Below are 21,014 nucleotides of genomic sequence, written 5' to 3'. Positions count from 1 at the left end.
ATGCTCTGGGCCATGCCGCTGCTGGCCCAGGCTTGCCCCCAGTGGATCACCGCCATGGAGGCCGCCCGGGAGCTACAGGGCGATGCGCAACGCCCTGTCGACGGCTGGGAACCGGTCTCCCTGCCGGATATCTGGACCAAACGCTGGCCCGACCACAGCGGTTCGGTATGGTATCGACTGGATCTCAACGACGCCTGTCTACAGGACCAGTCCGTCGCCCTGTCCATCGCCGGACTGACGCTGGCCGGCATGCTCTACGTCAATGATGAGTTGCTCTGGCGCGACAGCAATCTGAGCGAGCCACTGTCACGCAGCTGGAACAGCCCCCGCTACTGGCTGTTGCCGACTTCCAGCCTGCAATCCGAAGGCAACAGTATCTGGCTGCGCGTCACCGGCAAGTCCTACTCGCACCCCGGCGTGCGTCAGCTCGATGTTGGCCAGCCGGAACATATCTGGCAGCTTCATCAGCAGCAATGGTGGCAGCAGCGTACCCTGCTGTTGGTCAACCTGGTCGTGTCGCTGGTCATGGCGACGCTATTTTCGATTTTCTGGTTGCTGCACCGCTCGGACTCCGCGTTCGGCTGGTTCGCCCTGAGCTCCTGGTGCTGGGCGGCGTTCATCAGCAATACCCTGGTCTATTCACCCTGGCCTTTCACCACTACCGCAGACTGGCAAAGATTCAATACCAGCGCCCTGGTGCTCTATTGCTTCACATCCAGCATGTTCATCTGGCGCTTCGGCAAGCAGCATCTTCCGCGACTGGTCAGGTGTTCACGCCTGGCGACCCTGCTGGTCCTGCTATTGATCTGGGTGACACCCGAAACCTATCTGCTCCCGGTACTGAGCTGGCCGGCACTCATCTTTGTTCTGCTCTACATGACAAACTGCATACAGTTCCAGTGGCATGCCTACCGCCATCCGCAGCGCCACAATGTGCTGCTGGCAGGCTGCCTGCTCATCTTCCTGGGTATCATGCTGCATGACGTCCTGGCCTTGCTGGGCTTGATAAACAGCCATCAATCCCGTATTCCCGTGACCTCCCTGATCACACCGATACTGATGTTCCTGATCGTCGCCTGGCGTTTCAGCGAGAACCTGCGACGCATCGAGCACTTCAACGTGGACTTGAAGGAAAGCGTCGAGCGAACCCGTAATGAGCTGACCCAGACACTCAGTCGCGAACACCAGCTGGAGATGGAGAATACCCGGCTCAATGAGCGCCTGGTGATCGCCCATGACCTGCATGACAGCCTGGGCAGCTCACTGATGCGCTCCATTGCCACTGTCGAACAAGCCGGGGCACGCCTGGACCGGATGCAGTTTCTATCCATGCTGAAAATGCTCCGTGACGACCTGCGGCAGATCATCGACAACAGTTCGGCCAATACCACCGTCAGTGCCACACCGACCGATTGGCTGGCTCCCCTGCGTCACCGATTCGTCCATCTGTTCGATGAACTGCAGTTGAATTCGCAGTGGCAACTACCAAGCCAGTGGCCATGCGATCTCTCGTCTCCCGAGCAACTGGCGCTGACCCGTTTTCTCGAGGAAGCCCTGACCAACATCATCAAGCACAGCCACGCTCACTCTCTGACCATCAGCATGAGTGGACTGCGCGGCGGCGGCATGCAACTGGTAGTGACCGATGACGGCATGGGCTTCGATGTCGATGCCACCCTGCAAGCGGGTCATGGCGTAGGCATGCGCAGCATGCACGCGCGTATAGCCCGCATCGGCGGACAGTTGCGTATTCATTCCAGGCCAGGCGAAACCACCCTGACCGCCATCCTGCAACAACCCGCTCAAATTCAGCCCGAGACGCATCTCGCCGCCAACCAGATCGGCTGAATAAACCGCCCGGCACCTGCAGCGCCCATCTCTGTCGATCACTTGACGGCAGTGCCTCATTGCTTTAAAAATCGATTAGAATAATTACTCTAAAATTGCGGAGCATATCCATGTCGGCCATTTTCTCTTCCGATGCCCCAGATGATCAGTTGAGCGCCCTGTTACAGCGTCAACGCGAGGCCTTCCAGGCGGCGCCCATGCCGTCCCTGGACACCCGACTGAGTCAATTGAAAAAGCTGCGCACCCTATTGGCGAATGAACAGGATGCCTTGGCCGAGGCGGTGAGCCAGGACTTCGGCAACCGCTCACGGGACGAGACCCTGTTCGCCGAGATCCTGCCCAGCCTGCAATCCCTCGATCATGTGTGCAAACACCTGCGGCGCTGGATGAAGCCGTCCCGACGCAGACTGGGCCTGGCCTTCCAGCCGGGTTCGGCGCAGGTGTTCTACCAGCCGCTGGGCGTGGTCGGAGCCCTAGTGCCGTGGAACTATCCGATCTTCCTGTCCATCGGCCCGTTGCTCGGTGCGCTGGCTGCAGGCAACCGGGTGATGCTCAAGATGAGCGAGGCCACTCCGGCCACCTCGCAGTTGCTCAAGGCGCTGCTGGCCAGGACTTTCCCCGAGGAGCAGGTGGCCGTGGTGCTGGGCGAGGCAGAGGTCGGCGCGGCCTTTTCCGCACTGCCCTTCGATCATCTGCTGTTCACCGGGGCCACTAGCATTGCCCGGCACATCCTGCATGCCGCAGCGGACAACCTGACTCCGGTGACCCTGGAGCTGGGCGGCAAGTCGCCGGCGATCGTTTCCAGCACAGTGCCATTGGCCGATGCCGCCGAACGCATCGCCTTCGGCAAGACCATGAATGCCGGGCAGACCTGCGTTGCCCCGGATTACGTGCTGGTGCCGGAGGCGCGGCTGCAGGAGTTCGTCAGCGCCTATCGCGCGGCCGTTGGCCGCTTCTATCCGCAGTTGAAGGACAACCCGGATTACACCAGCATCATCAACCCACGCCAGTTGGCTCGCCTGAACAGCTATCTGGAGGATGCCCAGGCCAAGGGCGCTCAGCTGCTGCCACTGTTCGATGGCGCCCAGGACCGGCGCCTGCCGCATACCCTGCTGCTGGATGTCAGCGATGACATGCAGGTGATGCAGGAGGAAATCTTTGGCCCCTTGCTGCCGATCATTCCCTACCGGCAGATCGAGGACGCCATCCGCTACATCAATGCCCGCCCCCGGCCCCTGGCGCTCTACTACTTCGGTTACGAGCAGGCCGAACAGCAACGGGTGGTGGAGCAGACCCATTCCGGCGGTGTCGGCATCAACGAGACCTTGCTGCATGTTGCCGTCTGCGATCTGCCGTTCGGGGGCATCGGCCCTTCCGGCATGGGCCATTATCACGGCCATGAGGGTTTTCTGACCTTCAGCAAGGCCAAGGCGGTACTACGCAAACCGCGCTACAACGCTACCCGGGTGCTCTATCCACCCTATGGCACAGCGCTGCAGAAGTGGCTGCGCAAGCTGCTGATTCGCTGACAGGTCGCCGGCGCATCGCCATAGGTGCGCCCGCATCAGCGTTGCCAGTCATTCCATAACCCGAGGTGAGAGCAACAACAATGACAACCTCCATCCAGGGTGACAGCCATATCGGTCGTCGCCAACTACTCAAGATCGGCCTGGCCGGTACCGCGCTGCTGGCCACCGCTGGCGGCATCGCCACCCTGTCCGGCTGTTCGGCGAATAAACCTTCCGATACCTTCGCGCAGTTGCGTGACAGCGACTTGCCTCTACTGCGCCGACTGATCCCGGTGGTGCTCGCTGGCACGCTAGCGGAAACCGACCGGCAGCAGGCTGTCGACACCGCCCTGCAGTCCATGGATGCCGCTCTGAACCATATGCCGCCGCACATGCTCGAGCAGTTCATGCAACTGTTCGACCTGCTGACCAGCAGCGTCACCCGCGGCCCGACCACTGGTGTCTGGCGCGGGTGGGACAAGGCCGATGACCAGAGCGTACAGGCCTTCCTGCGGCGCTGGGAAAACAGTTCCTTCGATCTGTTCCAGCAGGGCTACAACGCCCTGATCAAACCCATACAGATCGCCTGGTATACCGCTCCCCAGTCCTGGGGCAGCTGCGGCTACCCCGGCCCGCCCGCCATCTGAGGCATGACGAGGAGTCAAAGCATGTCGATACACGATCCCTTTGCCGAAGGCCTGGCCCGGGGCTGGAAAGCCCACAATGCCTCGCTGCTGACCGAGGACCTGACCCTGGAAGCCGATATCGCCATCGTCGGCAGCGGCGCAGGTGGTGCCACCAGCGCGGAGATCTTGAGCGCAGCAGGCTACAAGGTGCTGTTGATAGAGGAAGGCGGTCTGTTCACCAGCACCGACTTCAAGATGCAGGAGAGCGACGCCTACCCCACCCTGTACCAGGAGTCCGCCGCACGCGCCACCAAGGACGGCGCCGTGATGATCCTGCAGGGGCGCGCCGTGGGCGGCACCACCCTGGTCAACTGGACATCCAGTTTCCGTACTCCCGACCCCACCCTCCAGCACTGGGCCAGTGAACACGCCGTGACCGGCCATAGCCAGGAAGAACTGGCTCCCTGGTTCGCGCGCATGGAGCAGCGCCTGGGCATTGCACGCTGGGGGCTGCCGCCCAATGGCAACAATGACATTCTGCGCAAGGGATGCGAACAGCTCGGTCTGCACTGGGCGGTCATTCCCCGCAACGTACGTGGCTGCTGGAACCTGGGTTACTGCGGCCTGGGCTGCCCTACCAATGCCAAGCAATCGATGCTGGTCACCTGCATCCCCGCCCTGCTGGAACAGGGTGGCGAGCTGTTGTACCTGGCCCGCGCCCAGCGCCTGCTGCTGGAAGGCGACCGGGTAGCCGGTATCGAGTGCCTGGCCATGGATGAGCGTTGCGTGGCACCCACCGGGCGCCGGGTCACTGTACGCGCCCGGCACTACATCCTGGCCGGCGGTGGCATCAACACCCCCGCTATCCTGCTGCGTTCCAACGCCCCCGACCCGCACCAGCGAGCCGGCAAGCGCACCTACCTGCACCCGACGACCTCGGCCTGGGCCCAGTTCGAGCAAACGGTCAATCCGTTCTATGGCGCGCCCCAGTCGATCTACTCGGATCACTTTCTATGGCCCGACGACAGCGCCACCGGCAGCATGGGCTACAAACTGGAAGTCCCTCCTCTGCAACCGGGCTTCACCGCCTCGCTGCTCGGCGACTTCGGCAAGGCCCATGCCGCGCTGATGGAGCAGTTGCCCCACAGCAACATGATGATCGCCCTGCTACGCGACGGCTTCCATCCGGACAGCGCCGAAGGCACCGTGCAACTGCGGGGCGATGGCTCGCCCGTGCTGGACTACCAGTTGACCGACTATACCTGGGAAGCGGTACGCCGAACCCACCTGAACATGGTCGAGCTGCAGTTCGCTGCCGGCGCCAGGGCAGCAGCACCGGTTCACAACGATGCCCAGCTGGTCACCAGCCTGGAGGCCGCCCGACGCATGATCGATGGGCTGGACCAGCGTCGCTACAAGACCCGCCTGGGCAGCGCCCACGTGATGGGCGGCTGCGCCATGGGCGAAGATCCCCGCCAGGCCGTGACCGATAGCCTGGGCCGCCACCATCAGCTGGAGAACCTGTCCATCCATGATGGCTCGCTGTTCCCCACCAGTGTCGGTGCCAACCCGCAATTGTCCATCTATGCCCTGACCGCGAAGCTGTCCAGCCTGCTGGCTGAACGGCTGGCGGGATGACAGTACACAATCGAGAACAACCACCTGGACCGGAGTGACGAGATGACCAGAACTCTCTATCTGACGGCGGCACTGACCGCCACCCTGTGCCTGCCCCTCATGGCCGCAGCCAGCAACCAGCCCGCCGAGCCGTCCACCATCGAGGCCAATGCCGCCGTCCTGCAGCAACTGGACTTCAGTGACCGCCAGGCCTTCGAGGATGCCCGCCGCGGTCTCATCGCCGCCGTGGAAGACGGCCCCCTGCTCAATCCTGACGGCAGCACCGCCTGGAACATGGCCGCCTATGCCTTCCTCGACGAGCAGGCAGCTCCTGACACCGCCAATCCCAGCCTGTGGCGCCAGGCCCAACTGAACAGCATCCACGGCCTGTTCGAAGTGGCCGAAGGGATATACCAGGTGCGCGGCATGGATCTGGCCAACATGACAGTGGTCGAAGGCAACAGCGGCCTGATCATCATCGACCCGCTGCTCACGACCACCACCGCCCGGGCGGCACTGGACCTCTACCTCGAGCATCGTCCGGCCAGGCCGGTAGTCGCCGTCATCTACACCCACAACCATGTGGACCACTTCGGTGGGGTGCGCGGCGTCGTCAGTGACGAGGACGTCAAGCAGGGCCGGGTGCGGACCTACGCCCCGGAGGGCTTCATGGAACATGCGGTGAGCGAGAACGTGATCGCCGGCAACGCCATGACCCGTCGCGCCATGTACATGTATGGCACCAACCTGCCGGTCAGCCCCGGCGGGCATATCGACAATGGCCTGGGCAAGGCGCTGAGCGTCGGCGCACTGACACTGATCCCGCCTACCGACATCATCACGTCCAATGGCCGCCAGGTGATCGACGGTGTGGAGATCGACTTCCACCTGGCCCATGACAGCGAGGCCCAGGCCGAGCTCATGCTGTACTTTCCGGCAACGCGGGTACTGAATACCGCCGAGGTCACCTCCCACCAGTTGCACAATATCTACACTCTGCGCGGCGCCGAAGTGCGCGACGCCAGCCGCTGGTCGCGCTATATCGACGAGGTGCTGGAGGAGTACGGCCCGCGCACCGATATCCTGATTGCCCAGCACCACTGGCCGGTATGGGATCAAGACGGGGTGAAGCATTTTCTCAGCGTGCAACGGGATCTGTACAAGTACATCCACGACCAGAGCGTGCGGCTGATGAACCAGGGCCATCGACCGGATGAGATTGCCGAACGGATCCGCCTGCCGGCCAGCCTGGCCAGAGAATGGAGCGCCCGCGACTATTACGGCACCCTGCGCCATAATGCCCGCGCCATCTATCAGAAGTACCTCGGCTGGTATGATGCCAACCCGGCCAACCTCAACCCGTTGCCGGGCCGGGAAGCGGCACGCAGAACCCTGGAATACATGGGCGGGATCGACCAGGTGATCGATCGCGCCCGGAAGGACTTCGAGCGGGGTGAGTACCGCTGGGTGGCTTCGATCATGAGTCAGGCGGTCTTCACCGAACCGGACAACCAGGCCGCCCGCGAGCTGAACGCCGCCGCACTGGAGCAAATGGGCTACCAGGCCGAGTCCGGTCCCTGGCGCAACGCCTATCTGTCCGGAGCCATGGAGCTGCGTAGCGGTGCGGCGCAGCGCGATGCCGCCGCCATTGCCACCGATATGCTGCAGGCGCTGGATACCGGCATGTTCTTCGATCTGCTCAGCGTGCGCCTGAACGGCCCCAAAGCCGAGGGCATGGACCTGGTGCTGAACTGGCACTTCACCGATCTCGATGAGCGCTATCGGGTCACCCTGCAGAACGCCACCCTGACCTGGCTACCGGACCGCCAGGCGCAACAGGCCGATGCCAGTATCAGCCTGACCCGGGCGACACTGGATCGCATCCTGACCCAGCAGAGCAGCTTCCCCGCTGCCGTGAAGGCCGGCGACATCCGCATCGAGGGTAACCCGCAGGCCTTCTTCGGGCTGCTGGGGCTGATGGACGAATTCTCTCCGGACTTTGCACTGATCGAGCCTCTCGGGGAATAATGCATCACCACCCGCAGCCGGCGGTATGCCGGTTGCGGGCCGCGTCCGACCTGAGTCACCACATGAGAGCCCGCATGGCCAGCAAATCCAACACCCGTGAACGCATCCTCCAGGCCAGCCTGGAGCTGTTCAACACCCAGGGCGAACGTAACGTGACCACCAACCACATCGCCAGCCACCTGGGTATCTCCCCAGGCAACCTCTATTACCACTTCCGCAACAAATCCATGATCGTTGCCGAACTCTTCAGCGAGTTCGAGCAGAGGATGGAGATCTTTTTCATCCTGCCCGAAGGCACCACCGTCACCCTGCAGGACAAGACCCGTTACCTGGAAAGCCTGTTGGAAATCATCTGGCAGTTTCGCTTTCTGCATCAGGGCCTGGAATACCTGCTGGAGTCTGATCCCGAACTGGCCGCACGCTATCGGCAGTTTTCCCAGCACAGCCTATGCAGCACGCAAAGGATATATCAGGCGTTTGCCGACGCCGGCATCCTGCAGCTCAGCCCCCAGCAGGCGGAAACCCTGAGCATCAACGTATGGATCGTTCTGAGTTCCTGGATGCGCTTTCTGGCCACTACCCAGGGGGTCCAGCTGAACCTGAGCGAGCAGTTATTGCGACGCGGCATCTATCAGATACTCATTCTGGAAGAAGGTTATGTCGCACCGGCCTATCAAGAGGCGGTAAAGGCCCTGTGTGACCAGTTATATGTGCCCTTGGAGGGTATCAGCGCCTGTTGATACCCCCTGCGACTCAAGATTCCGCTCGGCGCCGTCGGCGACTGAAGCGGGCATACAGCCACCAGCCGATAAGCAGCGACAGGATGCCAGCGCCCAGCAGCAACTTGCCGCCGTGGCGGTCAAGCAACTGCTCCCGGGCGTTGCGATTCAGTTGTTGCCAGGCGTTGTAGTCATCCGGCACTTCGACCAGTCCATGCTCGTTCACGAAACGGTGATAGGCCTGCATCAGCTCGGCCACTTTCTCCGGCTGCTGTACCGACAGATCATGGCGCTCCAGAGGGTCATCGCGCAGATTGAACAGCAGCGCGTCGGGACGCGCCGCAATCGCGCCGGAGCGTGATGCCACCAGTTTGTAATCGCCCTGCCAGATGGCGATGCCACCGGCCAGCTCATAGACAATCACCTCCTCGGCAGCATGGATACGTTCGCTCTCGCCCCGTAGCAGCGGCGTCATGCTGGTGCCCATGATGCGATGTACCTTGCGCCCCTGATATTCACCGTCCGGTGCCGGGGTGTTGCTCAGCTCCAGCAGGGTGGGAGCAATATCGGTCACATAGCCAAACGCCGAGGTGCGCGAGCCGGGCTCGATCACAGCGGGGTAACGCATGATCATCGGCACCCTCATGCCACCGTTGAATGGTGACCCCTTGTACGAGTAGAACGGCGAGTTGGACGCATAGGCCCAGCCTGGGCCGTACTCACTCCAGCTACCGCGGCGGCCCAGCTCCGCATAGTCCCGATCGTAGCGCAGACGATAGAACAGCGGCGCGATCTCGGTCAGGACCGTGGACTCAGCACCGTTGTCACTCATGAAGATGACCAGGGTATTGTCATACTCGCCACTGGCCTTGAGGTGGCTGATGACCCGCCCGATGCTTTCATCCATGGCCTCGGCCATGCCCGCATAGACCGCCATCTGGCGGGCCCGGTAGTCGCGCTCCTGATCGCTGAGGCTGTCCCAGTCGATGGGCGAAGTGTCATAGAAAGTGCCCCAGTCGCTGCTGATCACCGACTCTGCGGTGCGCGGCAGCAGCCCCATGGCGGTCAGCCGCTCGTAGCGCTGCTGGCGAATCGCGTCCCAGCCTTCCTGGTAGGTCTCGGCGTACTTTTCCACATAGGCCTCAGGCGCATGGTGCGGCGCATGCACCGCCTGGAATGCCAGGTAGGCGAAAAACGGCTGGTCACTGCCCTGCCCGCTGTCCAGGTATTCGATCAGCTTGTCGGCATAGTAGAACGACGAGTAGAAGTCATCCGGCAGGCTGATCGGCTGACCATCCTCGACCCAGGTAGCGGTCCCGGCAGGCAGGTAGTGCTTGGCTTCCCAGTTGTCGGCGCCACTTTCCAGCAGGGCCACCGAGCGCTCGAAACCCCGGGCATTGGGCAGGCTCTCGGGGCGAGCGCCCAGATGCCACTTGCCGGCCATGTAGGTACGGTAGCCGGCATCGCGCAGCAGGGTCGGCAGGGTAACGGCCTGGTCGTTGAGCCAGGTCTCGTAGCCGGGCTGGCCCTTCTGGTTGTTGGCCATGATCTCTTTCATATTGCCCATGCCGACCTTGTGGCTGGTAACGCCGGTCATCAGCATCGCCCGAGTCGGAGAACAGGTGGCGGCCACATTGAAGTTGCTGAATTGCAGGCCTTCGGCAGCCAGCGCGTCGATATTCGGCGTACTGATCTCTCCGCCATAGACACCAGCGTCGGAAAAGCCCATGTCATCAGCGACGATCAGCAGGATATTGGGGCGGGTGTCAGCCTGGCCAGACAAGGGTGCAAGTAATACGAGAGCGCCCAGCAGCGGGGTCAGGGAAGCGAATCTGAACATGGTAAGCAATCCGGTTTGTCGTTGTTATTGTCGATTGATGTCTCCCTGATTTTATAGAGCAATTACTCTACTTCGTCAAATCCAGCTGCTATTGGCATATCGCGATTGCGCCCGACAAGCCAGCGCAGGGTATCCAGATCACCCGCCTCGACCAGCGTCTGCGAAAGCAATGCAAAGGTCCGGCATTGTGGATGTGCCTGGTATAGCGTCTTCACCCAATCATGTAGATCCGTCAGTGCCCCCATGGCCAGCAATCGCTCCGCCTGCTCCAACATCTCGGAAGGTGGAGCGATATCATCACAGCCAGCGTCATTCGAGCAGCCAACGCGGACCTTCGCAACGGCAGCTGGCAGCTCCCGGATGGTCAACTCACCATCAGCGACATCTGCCCAGGACAAGTGATCGTCAGCACTCGATGATTGCGCAGGGGGAATATGCACTTCAATATCGAGCCGAACCAACAAGCGCACATCGATCTCGGTTCCTTCACCCGGTGTGCTACGCAGCGTCAGCATTCCATTCATACGCCTGGTCCACTCAGCAACGATTGGCAGACCCAGCCCGATACCTTCGGACAGGCCAGCGGATCGATAGAACGGCTCGAAAATTTTTCGCCTGGTCATCCGGCTCTATGCCGCAACCCGTGTCCCTGATCGAGAACCACAGCCATGCCTGGTCAACGCGTCCGGCTGGCTCCATGCCAGCCACCAGTTCGATCACGCCGTTATGGGTGAATTTGGCAGCATTGTCCAATAGGTTGGTCAGTATCTGCCGCAGACGCGTGCCATCCACCACGAGCATGCTGGGCAGATTGCTCTGGATTGAGGACATGAACTGATTGGTATTCTTTCTGGCCAGGATCCAGGCTTCTTCGACGATGGTTTCAAGCAATATATGGATGCGTACTGGGACCTCGTTCAGCTTGTCGCCTCCCCCATGGGTATACTCGATCAGATCATTGATCAGATTGAGCATATGCCTGGCACTGCGCCGGATGGTTCGTGCCTGGCGAGCCTGCGGGCCCCCTGCGTCAGACAGGAGTTGACTGTAGCCGATGATGGAAGTCAGTGGTGAGCGCAAGTCATGACCAATCCGGGCGATGAAGTCGGTCTTCGCTCGACTGGCTTCATCCGCCGACAGCAGGGCCTGGCGCAACTCTTCGGTGCGCTGTGTTACTTCTTCTTCCAGACGCAGGCGCTGTCGACGTCCACCCGTCAGATGCGCGGTAAGAATGCCGACGATGGCAAGCATGACGCCGCTACCCAGCACGGCTGCGCACATGGTGAACGTACGTTCAGGAGCTGCCCAGTCGAACCACCTCATGCTTCCCCTCGAACAACACGAACCTGGCGAAAGTGACTGGGTGAAATACCGAACCTGTCCTTGAAAGCCGTGGCGAAATTAGCTCCACTGGTATAGCCGACCTCCATCGCAATAACCTGAATCTCCAATTGGGTATTGGCCAGTAGACGTCGAGCTTCCTTCATGCGCTCTTCACGCAGATACTCGAATACCGTGATACCGACACAATTTCTGAAAGCTGCATTGAGTCGGCGTCTGTTGGTACCCACAGCCCAGGCCAGTCGTTGCAGGTCTGGTGTATCTGCCAGCGACCCGAGCAGATGCAGGCGTGCCGATTGGAACAGGATGCTGTCAAGATTCGAGACCTCAGCCGCAGCTCCGCGGGAACTGGCCAGCCCCAGCTCGACGACCGAACGTTCGCGCAGATGCACCGCCAGGCGCAGCCGCACTTCCTCGAAATCGAACGGCTTGCTTACATAATCCACTGCCCCGGCCAGCAACCCCTGGACCCGCTCGCCAGGCATGATCGCGGCCGAGAGAAAGATCACGGGAATATCCTGCGTACGCGGATCATTGTGCATGGCGCGGCAGGCGGTCACCCCATCGCATACCGGCATGCGAACATCCATCAGCACCACATCAGGCTGAATCATCAAAGACTTATGCATGCCATCAAAGCCATCCTTGGCCAGATAGATACGACACCCTTGGCCCTGCAGATAAGTGGCCAATAACATGCGTTCATCTTCGCTATCGTCCACGATCAGAATGCGACTACCCCGCAATGTATCCAGTTTGAACGTGATTCCTGTCGTCATGGATGCGGTGTATCACGTTACAAGCCTGTCGTAGAGCACCCACAGCATTTATTCCCTTCGTCCAAAGGCATAGGACCACCTGGCAAAGTCTGGCGTGGTTCGTCATTGCTATCATTGCAATTTGCAATCGCTAAAAACTATTGGAGACACAAGTCCTGATAGAACACTCTGCAGTCATTATCGGCATCTTCCTCGAAGCCTTCATCAGCTCCAGTATTTCGGAACCCCTGTCCAGTGCTTAAACGTATCGCTGTTTCCGATCTCATCCGCGGCGCGTATATCCACAGCCCGTCTGGCTCCTGGTTGCAGCATCTCTGCTGGAAAAACAGGGTGAAGGTGTTCTTTTACCACCTGCTGAGGCAGCCGATCCCCGTGGAGATCGTCGACCTGGCCCGGCCCGGCAGCAACGACCGAATCCTTGCCCGCGAGCCCACGGGCAAATGGCCCTCCCGCAACATCGATGTCTTCACCGTCGAGTTGCCCCTCGGTAACCGCTCATGAGCAGCGGAGACAGGCAATGCTCAGACTGTCGACCGCCCCCCTCCCGCTCCGCCCACCGCTGGGGCGCCCGGGCATGAACCTGGTCAATCTGCTACTTGCTTTCACCGGTCTGCTGGCCGCCTGTCTCGTCTGGGCACTGCTCAGGCTGCGCCAGCAGACGGTTCTGGTGAAACGCCTGGTCCTGCTCAACGAACGCCAGAAACTGCTCGAATACACTGCGCATTATGACCCGCTGACCCGGCTGCCGAACCGGTGGCTGCTGGCCGAACGCATGCAGCAGTCCCTACGCCATCTGCAACGGCGCGGTACTTCACTGGCGGTGGCCTTCATCGATCTGGACGGCTTCAAGGCAGTCAACGACCAGTATGGCCACATGCAGGGCGACGAACTGCTACAGACAGTCGCCCAGTGTATGCAGGCAACGCTCAGGGACAGCGATACCCTGGTACGGCTCGGCGGGGATGAGTTCATCGCCATCATCGACGACCTGCAGCATCAGCAGGCCTACCACCCGGTCCTCGAACGCCTCCTGCGGGCCATCGCCGAGCCAGTCAGAGTGAAGGACGGCAGCTTGATCCAGCTGTCGGCCAGCATAGGCGTGGCCCTCGCCCCGCAGCATGGCGACCAGACGGAATTGCTGATCAGCAAGGCCGACGCGGCCATGTACGAGGCAAAGCGAGCCGGCAAGAACCGCTACATCGTCAGCGACGACTACCCGGGACTGGAGGACTCGTCCCCGAGCCAACCGGGCTGTGAACAGGCTTCAGCAACAACGACAACCAACCGTTAGATCCACTCAGCCAGACAGGTATCATCATGCGTACTCCCATTTTCAGGCTCAGCATTGCCCAGCGCCTCGGCCTCGGTTTCGGTCTGGTCCTGGCCATGATGATGCTGGTCACCACCCTCGGCATCCTGCGTGTCGGTTTCATGGACAACCTGCTGACCCAGAGCAATCAGTCAGCCATCAAGCAACGCTACGCCATCAACTTCCGTGGCAGCGTACATGACCGGGCCATTTCCGCACGCGATGCGGTGCTGGCCGAGAATCCGCGCGAACTGAACGAACACCCGGCGGAAATCACCCGGCTGGATGGCTTCTACCAGGATTCCGCGACACCGCTGAACAGGCTCGTCGCCCAGGGCCTGCTCGGGGCCGAGCCCCGGGAGGCGGTCCAGGCCATCCATGCGCTGGCCGAAGGCAACCTGCACCAGAACATCCTGCGCATCCGTGATGCCACGCTCGAACCAGGTGGCAGCCTCGAGCCGGGAACTGACCCAACTGGCGGAGCAACTGAAACAGCGAGTGGCGTTCTTCAGGTTCTGATGTCCTGACGGATGGCAAAGAGCGCAATCCAGAAACCGCACCAGCATCAAGCGGCTGGATTGCTTCGCTGCGCTCGCAATGACAATGTTCTGACTTATTTCCAGAGGTTCCTTAGTCGTAACTACGGCATCCTGCCATGGCTTATTGCCCATCCCCATCGGCCAGAATCTCAACCATTTTCGCGGCGTCGAAGTATTTCCCTACCACACGATTGACCTGCTCCAGCGTCACCGCCGCAAAGGCATTGTTACGCTCCACCCAGGATTGCATGGTGCTGTCTTCATATAACTGCCGCGGTAGCCAGGACAGGATATTGCGATCCTGACCGAACGACTGGCGACGTTCATTGAGAATGGTATTTCTGGCCTGCTCCAGTTCCTGCTGGGTAATGCCGTCCGCTACCAGCCGGGCCACCTCTTCGCGCACGATATTCGCCAGCCGCATGCCCTGCCCCCGGGGATAGCTACCCTGAATAGTCAGCCAGCTGGCATCGTCGAAGGTAGCCACCTTCAACGACGAGCGGATCTCGTAGCTCAACCCCTCCTCCTCACGCAGGCGCTTGCCGAGGCGTGACGCCGTCGGATGACGCCCCAGCACATGCTCGGCAATGAACAGCGCTGCGGTGTCTTCCGATTGACTGTTGGCAGCGAAATTCAGCCGTCCGATATAGTGCCCGGTCCGCCCCGCGCCGGCCTTGACGTGCATGCGCGATGGCGCGATATCCGCAAAGGGTTTGCTGCTCCGGGTGCTGGGATGCGGCGTCTGCCAGTCGCCGAACAACACCTCCAGCTGGCTGTGCACCTGTTGCGGATCAAAATCCCCGGCCAGGGCAAACTCACCCTGGCTGGCACCATAAAAGGCTGCATGGAAATCAATCACATCCTGGTGACCGATCGCCTTCAACGCTGCCTGCCGTTCCTCACGCTCGATATGGCGACGGATATCACCGACGGGGTAATCCTCTTCATAACGCCGGAGCTGCAGGCTGGCCACGCTGCCTGGTCGGTTGTCGGCACGGCCATACGTGAGCAACTGCTGGCGCTTCATCAAGTCGAAGTCCTGACGAGCAAGGGCTGGGCGTCGCAGCACTTCGGCCATCAGCTCCAGCAGGGCAGACAGGTTCTCTGCCGGGCTTGCAAAACGCACCGTCAACGCACTGCCACCCGGCACAATGGAAAAACCCGCGCCCAGCTGATTGGCACGATCGACCACCTGCTGATGACCGAGGTTCTGTGTGCCACGTACCAGAAGGGTACCGGTCAGGTCAGCCAGTGCCGCCTTGCCGAACAGGCTACGCGCATCACCAAAACGCAAGGTCATGATGCCCTCTACCGGCCCAGCGCTCCCCGGCAACGGGCGCAATGCCAGTTTCAGCCCATTGTCCAGACGGCTACGCTGGATGCCCTGTTCCACCGACAGGATATGCTGGTTGAAGGCTGCAATGTCTACCGCATCGACAACCGGTGTCGCCACGCCCGATTGGCCACCAGTGTTGCTGGATACCGCCGTTGGCAGGAACGCAGCCGCGCCAGCAGGCTCGCCGCCGGCATGCAAGTGACCGACCAGGCGGCGCTGGGCCAGCAACCAGGCCTGGGCCTCACGTTGAACGGTGTCGACATCCAGCGCCAGCAGCTGATCCTGACGCCGCAACAACAGCCCCCAGTCACCCAGTGCAACCGACTCGGCCAGCAGGTGGATCAGCGTACCGGGCTCGCGCAACAGCCGCTGCTTCGCCTGGCGATTGGCGGTCTGTACCCGCTGCAGCTCTTCCTTACTGACAGGTCGCCCGGCGAGCGACTCGATCTGCTCGATCAGCAGTTGCTGTACCTGCTGCCGGGACTGCCCCTCGGCCAGCGGCGCGCTGAACATGAAGTAGCCGCCATGCCGGAAGTTCTGCTGCAACGCCACCACTCCAGCCGCCTCACCAGGCACTACCAGTGCCTGATACAGGCGACCGTGCGGCTCACCGGCAAAGATGTCGGCGAGCACCATCAGCGCCACATTGCTCTGATCAAGGGCTGGCGGCAGTGGATAAGCCAGCGTGACCATATCCATATCGCCCTGGGTGAGGTCAACGCTGACCGGCTTGTCGGGCATGACCACCGACATGGCGGCGCTACGCGGCTTTGAGGAAGGGGGGGCCATACCCGCAAAATGCCGCTGGACCACCTCCAGAGCACGACTCGTATCAAACTTGCCCGCCAGTACAATGACGGCATTGTCCGGCTGGTAATACGTGGCATGGAAGGCTTGCAGGTCAGCCAGCGTGATATTGCCCAGCTCCGCCCGGGAGCCCAGCACCGGACGCCCATAACCCTGCCCCACCGTGGCTGCCGCCAGCATGTGCTGCCCCAACGCTGCGAAGGGGTTATCCTGCGCCAGCTCCATCTCCCGCAGCACCACTTCCAGTTCGGCCTGCAGAGCCACCTGATCGAACGCCAGGCCGGCCATGCGCTCAGCCTCCAGCTCCAGCAGATAATCCAGATGCGCCGGTTCAGCATCCAGCACCGCACTGTAGCGGGTACGATCGTGGCTGGTAGTGGCATTGAAGCGGATACCACGCTGGTGCAGGCCGCTGATCAACTGCTCCCCCGAACGCTGCGCAGTACCCTTGTACATCAGGTGCTCCAGCAGATGCGCCGTTCCCCCCTTGCCCGACGGGTCAGCCAGTGAGCCGGTCAGATAGACCATATCGAAAAACAGCGTATTGGCCGCCTGATCCTCGGCCAGGATCACCCGCAAGCCATTGTCCAGTCGGTACTCGAGCACACCATCCTGCTCTGCCACTGGCTGCAGACCATCAGCCTGCGCTACCGCTGCCTGGATCAATAGCAACAGCCAGATCAACACTGGCATGAATGTCTTTGACATGCGTTTTCCTTGTTTTCAAGAGTTAAAGAGTGAGTTCGGTGGATCCGCCCAAGTCATTCATGGTGATCGCTGCAGGTTCGTCGTTGTTGACCAGAAGGGCGTTAACCTCCACCAGACTGTTCGGCTCCAGCACGCCCACCGCAGCCTTGAGCTGCAGCTGGGCCAGCAGAGTGTCATAGCGGGCACGGGTAAGCTGCTGCAGGGTATCGCTGAACTGACTCTGGGCTTCCAGTACCTCGATGCCGGTTCTCATTCCTATCCGATAACCCAGTCGATTGGATTCCACCGCGGATTGGGTGGACAGGCGTGCCGCCTCCAACGCTTTTACCTGTGCCATGCCATCCATTACACCCGACCATGCCTGTCGGGTCGCGAAGGCAGCTGAACGACGGGCGTCCTCCAGCTCGTACTCGGCCTGCATGCGTAACGCCTGAGCTTCTCGCGTAGCGGAACTGAGTCGGCCACCACTGTAGAGCGGAGCGCTCAAACGCAGTCCGATACTGCCTGACTCGGTGCGTTCGGTGCTGGCATTGGGACTCTGCTGCATGGTCTGGCTTATCAGCAGATCAACCGTGGGAAGGTACTCGGCCTTGCGACTGCGGACATCATTGGCCGCCACAGCCAACAACAGCTCCTGCACCTGTACTTTAAGGTTGCTTCTTTCTGCGGCGGCGACCCATTGATCAAGATCCTGCGGATAGGGCAGTGTCAGAGCCATGTCACTGCGCAGGCTTTTCAGAGCTCCCGGCTGGCGCCCCATGATTCTAGCCAGCGCATGGCGAGCCAGTTCACGTTCGCTTCTGGCCTTGATCAGTTGTGCACCAGCCCTGTCGAAACTTGCCTGAGCTTCATGCACATCAGCCACACTCACATTTCCCAGTTCAAAGTTCTTCTTCGCACTGGCCAACTGCTCCCCACTGGCCAAACTCAGCCCCTGAACCGCATTCAGTACTTCGTCAGCATTCAGAGCCTCGAAGTAGGCTTCGGCAACACGCAGAATCAGGGTCTGCTCGGCACTGCTCAAACGAGCTATCGCGAGGGTCTGCTGCAGATTACCCTGTTCATACTGAATCCAGTTCTGCCAACGGAACAGCGGCTGTACCAGTTGGATGCCGTAACTGCGATTCTGACGCCGCTGTTCGATACGACCGCCCGCCAGATCGTATTCGGTCTCGCTCCAGCTGTTCTGGGCATCAACCGACACCTGCGGTAACAAGCCCGCACGCCCCTGTATCCGACGCTCGTCATCGGCACGCCGCTGCGCCTGCGCAGCGGCATATTGAGGATCATGCAACAGTGCCCGTTGATATACTCCCAGCAGGTCGTCACCCTGCACAGCCGCACACCCCAGCAGCCATGCCCACATCAGCCAGCCCTTTCTGAATGAAATCATGCGCTGACCGAAGCCTCATCGAGCCGCACGTCTTCCACCACAGCTCCCTTGTCCAAGGCGATCAGCCGTTTAGCAAAAGCGATGGTTTCACGCCGATGGGCGATGGTAATGCGCGTCACCGGCATCCGGTGCAGGGACTGCACTACATGTTGCTCGCTGTGCAGATCAAGGTGGCTGGTTGCCTCATCCAGAGCAAGGATTCTCGGCTGCTTGTATAAGGCACGCGCCAGCAGTACCCGCTGCTTCTGCCCACCAGACAAGCCGCTGCCCATCTCCGCCACCAATGTCTGGTAGCCCATGGGCATATTGATGATGGCTTTGTGGATGTGGGCCAATTTCGCCGCCTCCTCCACACGTTCCTGGCTTGCCTGAGGGTCGAAACAGGCAATATTCTCGGCCAGAGAGCCAGCCAGCAATTGATCTTCCTGCATCACCGCACCGACCAGGCTACGCAGCGCCTGCGGCCCCAACTGCCGCACCGGTATACCGCCGAACAGGATCTCACCTTCGGCTGGAGTGAGCAGCCCGAGCATCAGCTTGAACAGGGTCGTCTTGCCGCATCCCGAACGACCGACAATGGCAACCGAATCACCGGCCTCGATAACCAGAGACAGGTTGCGCAGCACCCAGGGCTCACCTTCCGCATAGCGGTACGATACATCCCTGAGCTCAATGCGCGGCTCTATCCTGTCCAGATCAGTTTCCATACTGCTTTCCGGCTCTGGTGTTTCAAGGGCGATATCAGCCAGCCGCTCGGCATGCAAGGACAGCATGCGGACTTCCACCCCCAGGTCGATCAGCTTGCTTGCTCGGCCGGTGAACTGGCTCTTGTAGGCAATGAATGCCAGGAGCATGCCCAGCGACAGCTTCCCCTCCAACACCGCCAACCCGCCGACATACAACAGGAACATGCCTTCCAGACCAAAAATCAGAGTATTGAAACTGGCGAACACCAACAGCAACTTCTGGGTAGTCACATCGCGGTTCTGCACATCGGCGATCAGGTTCTGCCAGGTTGCCAGCCGCAACGGGGTAACATTGAACAGTTTCAGTGGCAGCGCCGCCCGTATCGTTTCCAGAAAATAGGAGTTCTCTTTAGCGGCCAGCACGATGCGCTCCTCCGACGCATTGCGCAGCGGCTGGTAAAACACCACCCGCAATATCACATACAACAGCAAGGCGACTGCCACGATGGCGGTCAGGGCGGTGCTGTAGAGCAACATCATGCCCAGAGTGATCAGGGTTACCAGCCCGTCGAGTACCACCGTAATCGCACCGTTGGTAAACACATTGCGGATGGCATTCAGCGAATGAAAACGGGCAGTGATATCCCCAAGCTGACGTTTTTCGAAGAACGGCCAGGGCAGACGCAGCAGATGGCTGAACAAATTGCCGGACCACTGTATGGCCAGTTGCTGATTCAGACGCAGCCCCATCCAGCCCTGGGCCATGCGCAGCACAAAATCGATCAGCATCAGCAGGCAACCGCCCAGCACTGCCAGCAACAGCAAATCCTGGTCCGCCGACACCAGCGCACCATCGACCACCCACTGCGTCACCTGGGGAGACAGCAGCGCAACCACTTCCAACGCGAGGGCGAGCGCAAAAATATTGCCCAGCGCTCGTTTCAGCCCGAAAACCTTCCCGGTCAGGTCTCGCAACCGGATTCGAGCCTTCTGCTGAGCCGGACGGAAGCTGGCATTGGGTGTCAGCTCAAGCGCTACTCCAGTGAAATGTGGTGAAGCCTCAGCCAGGGTCAACACCCGGCGACCAACCGCCGGGTCCAGAATATGAATGCGTTTGCCACGCACCTTCTCCAGCACCACGAAGTGGTTCATGTTCCAGTGCAGAAGGCAGGGCATACGCAACCTGCTGATTTCCTCCAGCTCCAAGCGTAGTGGTCGGCAGGAAAACTCCAGCGCCTGTGCATAGCGAATCAGTTGGGCTAGGTTGGTTCCCTTCAGCGAAATCGAAAAACGTCGGCGCAAACTAATCAGATCCAGATGCAGTCCATGGAATCCGGCAACCATGACCAGACATGCCAGGCCGCACTCCTGGCTTTCTGTTTGCAATATCACTTTCATGTATTGTACTTATCAGGAGGGGGTTGATTATAATCAGCGAGACGAAACAATCTTACGTATTATCTTCATATCTATGAGCAACAGGGTGGTACCCTAGTGAGCCGAACCCCACCAGGGTATCCAACGTACCCTAGTTATAATTCGTTCCAGCAACGTTATAATCAGTGCCAGCCGCATCAATAGCTCTTTCAGTCAGCCCCCCAGCCATCCCTCCATAAAAGCCAACCTGACTACCAATAACAACATACGCTCCTGTCTGCATGGCACTAAGTCCCGCAGGCCCAGTGGCAAAACCTATAGCCGCACCAGCCAGAGTATTGCCAACAAGCCCAGCAAAGCTCCCTTCTCCCGAACCAGCGGCATAGCCAACATAGGTTGCCGCACCCGACACTGCGCCAATAGCCGCACCGACCGGCCCAAACGCCCCAGAAACCATTTCCATATCCTGCATTGACAACTCACGCACTTTTCTTCTCCTTTTATTAATAATCACAGCCATTAAAAAAATGACTTTGCAATACCAGACAACACA

At 60.4% G+C, this 21,014-nt stretch carries 17 protein-coding genes; 9 read left to right on the top strand and 8 right to left on the bottom strand.

The features are described 5' to 3' along the window. The 6 genes from CQ007_RS01595 (at window position 1) to CQ007_RS01570 (ending at window position 8,367) form a co-directional block, all read left to right on the top strand. The gene (locus CQ007_RS01595; protein WP_256582177.1) at window positions 1-1,848 is read left to right on the top strand and encodes an ATP-binding protein; all 1,848 of its coding nucleotides are present in this window, start codon (window positions 1-3) and stop codon (window positions 1,846-1,848) included. 110 nt (window positions 1,849-1,958) lie between these two features. Continuing rightward, window positions 1,959-3,377 (top strand): coniferyl aldehyde dehydrogenase, encoded by a 1,419-nt coding sequence (locus CQ007_RS01590; RefSeq protein WP_105643155.1) that lies wholly within the window; start codon window positions 1,959-1,961, stop codon window positions 3,375-3,377. An 80-nt stretch (window positions 3,378-3,457) separates the two neighbouring features. Then, window positions 3,458-4,003, top strand: a complete 546-nt coding sequence (locus CQ007_RS01585; protein ID WP_105643154.1) for a twin-arginine translocation pathway signal protein — start codon at window positions 3,458-3,460, stop codon at window positions 4,001-4,003. A gap of 21 nt (window positions 4,004-4,024) precedes the next feature. After that, entirely contained in the window at window positions 4,025-5,620 is a 1,596-nt protein-coding gene (locus CQ007_RS01580) for a GMC family oxidoreductase (RefSeq protein WP_105643153.1), read from the top strand. A 42-nt stretch (window positions 5,621-5,662) separates the two neighbouring features. After that, on the top strand, window positions 5,663-7,627 hold the full coding sequence (locus CQ007_RS01575) for an alkyl/aryl-sulfatase (protein WP_105643152.1): 1,965 nt from the start codon (window positions 5,663-5,665) through the stop codon (window positions 7,625-7,627). Window positions 7,628-7,701: 74 nt separating this feature from the next. Next, window positions 7,702-8,367, top strand: coding sequence for a TetR/AcrR family transcriptional regulator (locus CQ007_RS01570; RefSeq protein ID WP_105643151.1), 666 nt, complete (start codon window positions 7,702-7,704; stop codon window positions 8,365-8,367). 13 nt (window positions 8,368-8,380) lie between these two features. Here CQ007_RS01570 and CQ007_RS01565 read toward each other — a convergent pair whose 3' ends face one another. The 4 genes from CQ007_RS01565 to CQ007_RS01550 all read right to left on the bottom strand — a co-directional run bounded on the left by CQ007_RS01565 (window position 8,381) and on the right by CQ007_RS01550 (window position 12,306). Continuing rightward, window positions 8,381-10,186 (bottom strand): arylsulfatase, encoded by a 1,806-nt coding sequence (locus CQ007_RS01565; protein WP_105643150.1) that lies wholly within the window; start codon window positions 10,184-10,186, stop codon window positions 8,381-8,383. Between the two features lie 62 nt (window positions 10,187-10,248). After that, window positions 10,249-10,809, bottom strand: coding sequence for a sensor histidine kinase (locus CQ007_RS01560; protein WP_105643149.1), 561 nt, complete (start codon window positions 10,807-10,809; stop codon window positions 10,249-10,251). Beyond that, window positions 10,724-11,509 (bottom strand): sensor histidine kinase KdpD, encoded by a 786-nt coding sequence (locus tag CQ007_RS01555; protein ID WP_105643148.1) that lies wholly within the window; start codon window positions 11,507-11,509, stop codon window positions 10,724-10,726. Before CQ007_RS01555 ends, CQ007_RS01560 begins: the two co-directional genes overlap by 86 nt. Next, a complete protein-coding gene (locus CQ007_RS01550; protein ID WP_105643147.1) occupies window positions 11,506-12,306 on the bottom strand; it encodes a response regulator in 801 nt (266 codons plus the stop codon). The genes CQ007_RS01555 and CQ007_RS01550 overlap by 4 nt, the downstream gene beginning before the upstream one ends. 234 nt (window positions 12,307-12,540) lie before the next feature. On the opposite strand from CQ007_RS01550, the gene CQ007_RS18740 reads away from it, so the two are divergent. The 3 genes from CQ007_RS18740 to CQ007_RS01540 are packed head-to-tail and all read left to right on the top strand — an operon-like array spanning window position 12,541 to window position 14,142. Beyond that, window positions 12,541-12,807, top strand: coding sequence for a DUF3391 domain-containing protein (locus CQ007_RS18740; RefSeq protein ID WP_146114523.1), 267 nt, complete (start codon window positions 12,541-12,543; stop codon window positions 12,805-12,807). Between the two features lie 16 nt (window positions 12,808-12,823). Beyond that, window positions 12,824-13,597 carry a GGDEF domain-containing protein gene (locus CQ007_RS01545; RefSeq protein ID WP_158256699.1) on the top strand — a complete coding sequence of 258 codons (774 nt, stop codon included), beginning with the start codon at window positions 12,824-12,826 and terminating at the stop codon, window positions 13,595-13,597. A 26-nt stretch (window positions 13,598-13,623) separates the two neighbouring features. Beyond that, on the top strand, window positions 13,624-14,142 hold the full coding sequence (locus CQ007_RS01540) for a hypothetical protein (RefSeq protein ID WP_105643145.1): 519 nt from the start codon (window positions 13,624-13,626) through the stop codon (window positions 14,140-14,142). Between the two features lie 133 nt (window positions 14,143-14,275). Here the strand turns inward: CQ007_RS01540 and CQ007_RS01535 are convergent, their stop codons facing one another. The 4 genes from CQ007_RS01535 to CQ007_RS18735 all read right to left on the bottom strand — a co-directional run bounded on the left by CQ007_RS01535 (window position 14,276) and on the right by CQ007_RS18735 (window position 20,981). Next, the gene (locus CQ007_RS01535; RefSeq protein ID WP_256582158.1) at window positions 14,276-17,005 is read right to left on the bottom strand and encodes a pitrilysin family protein; all 2,730 of its coding nucleotides are present in this window, start codon (window positions 17,003-17,005) and stop codon (window positions 14,276-14,278) included. Between the two features lie 22 nt (window positions 17,006-17,027). Beyond that, window positions 17,028-18,398 carry a TolC family outer membrane protein gene (locus CQ007_RS01530; protein WP_218278805.1) on the bottom strand — a complete coding sequence of 457 codons (1,371 nt, stop codon included), beginning with the start codon at window positions 18,396-18,398 and terminating at the stop codon, window positions 17,028-17,030. Further along, window positions 18,395-20,482 carry a peptidase domain-containing ABC transporter gene (locus CQ007_RS01525; RefSeq protein ID WP_105643144.1) on the bottom strand — a complete coding sequence of 696 codons (2,088 nt, stop codon included), beginning with the start codon at window positions 20,480-20,482 and terminating at the stop codon, window positions 18,395-18,397. The genes CQ007_RS01530 and CQ007_RS01525 overlap by 4 nt, the downstream gene beginning before the upstream one ends. A 130-nt stretch (window positions 20,483-20,612) precedes the next feature. Further along, entirely contained in the window at window positions 20,613-20,981 is a 369-nt protein-coding gene (locus CQ007_RS18735; RefSeq protein ID WP_146114522.1) for a class IIb bacteriocin, lactobin A/cerein 7B family, read from the bottom strand. Window positions 20,982-21,014 lie beyond the last annotated feature (33 nt).

Origin of the sequence: Pseudomonas sp. MYb185, assembly GCF_002979975.1 — a bacterium.
GTDB lineage: Bacteria > Pseudomonadota > Gammaproteobacteria > Pseudomonadales > Pseudomonadaceae > Halopseudomonas.
The sequence above is the reverse complement of the archived record's forward strand: the minus strand, read 5'-3'. Positions and strand labels throughout refer to the sequence as shown.

Bases quoted from the DNA above. Each gene is read 5' to 3' on its own strand.
- CQ007_RS01595 (WP_256582177.1), top strand. From the start codon at position 1: ATGCTCTGGGCCATGCCGCTGCTGGCCCAGGCTTGCCCCCAGTGGATC.
- CQ007_RS01590 (WP_105643155.1), top strand. From the start codon at position 1,959: ATGTCGGCCATTTTCTCTTCCGATGCCCCAGATGATCAGTTGAGCGCC.
- CQ007_RS01585 (WP_105643154.1), top strand. From the start codon at position 3,458: ATGACAACCTCCATCCAGGGTGACAGCCATATCGGTCGTCGCCAACTA.
- CQ007_RS01580 (WP_105643153.1), top strand. From the start codon at position 4,025: ATGTCGATACACGATCCCTTTGCCGAAGGCCTGGCCCGGGGCTGGAAA.
- CQ007_RS01575 (WP_105643152.1), top strand. From the start codon at position 5,663: ATGACCAGAACTCTCTATCTGACGGCGGCACTGACCGCCACCCTGTGC.
- CQ007_RS01570 (WP_105643151.1), top strand. From the start codon at position 7,702: ATGGCCAGCAAATCCAACACCCGTGAACGCATCCTCCAGGCCAGCCTG.
- CQ007_RS01565 (WP_105643150.1), bottom strand. From the start codon at position 10,186: ATGTTCAGATTCGCTTCCCTGACCCCGCTGCTGGGCGCTCTCGTATTA.
- CQ007_RS01560 (WP_105643149.1), bottom strand. From the start codon at position 10,809: ATGACCAGGCGAAAAATTTTCGAGCCGTTCTATCGATCCGCTGGCCTG.
- CQ007_RS01555 (WP_105643148.1), bottom strand. From the start codon at position 11,509: ATGAGGTGGTTCGACTGGGCAGCTCCTGAACGTACGTTCACCATGTGC.
- CQ007_RS01550 (WP_105643147.1), bottom strand. From the start codon at position 12,306: ATGACGACAGGAATCACGTTCAAACTGGATACATTGCGGGGTAGTCGC.
- CQ007_RS01545 (WP_158256699.1), top strand. From the start codon at position 12,824: ATGCTCAGACTGTCGACCGCCCCCCTCCCGCTCCGCCCACCGCTGGGG.
- CQ007_RS01540 (WP_105643145.1), top strand. From the start codon at position 13,624: ATGCGTACTCCCATTTTCAGGCTCAGCATTGCCCAGCGCCTCGGCCTC.
- CQ007_RS01535 (WP_256582158.1), bottom strand. From the start codon at position 17,005: ATGTCAAAGACATTCATGCCAGTGTTGATCTGGCTGTTGCTATTGATC.
- CQ007_RS01530 (WP_218278805.1), bottom strand. From the start codon at position 18,398: ATGATTTCATTCAGAAAGGGCTGGCTGATGTGGGCATGGCTGCTGGGG.
- CQ007_RS01525 (WP_105643144.1), bottom strand. From the start codon at position 20,482: ATGAAAGTGATATTGCAAACAGAAAGCCAGGAGTGCGGCCTGGCATGT.
- CQ007_RS18735 (WP_146114522.1), bottom strand. From the start codon at position 20,981: ATGGCTGTGATTATTAATAAAAGGAGAAGAAAAGTGCGTGAGTTGTCA.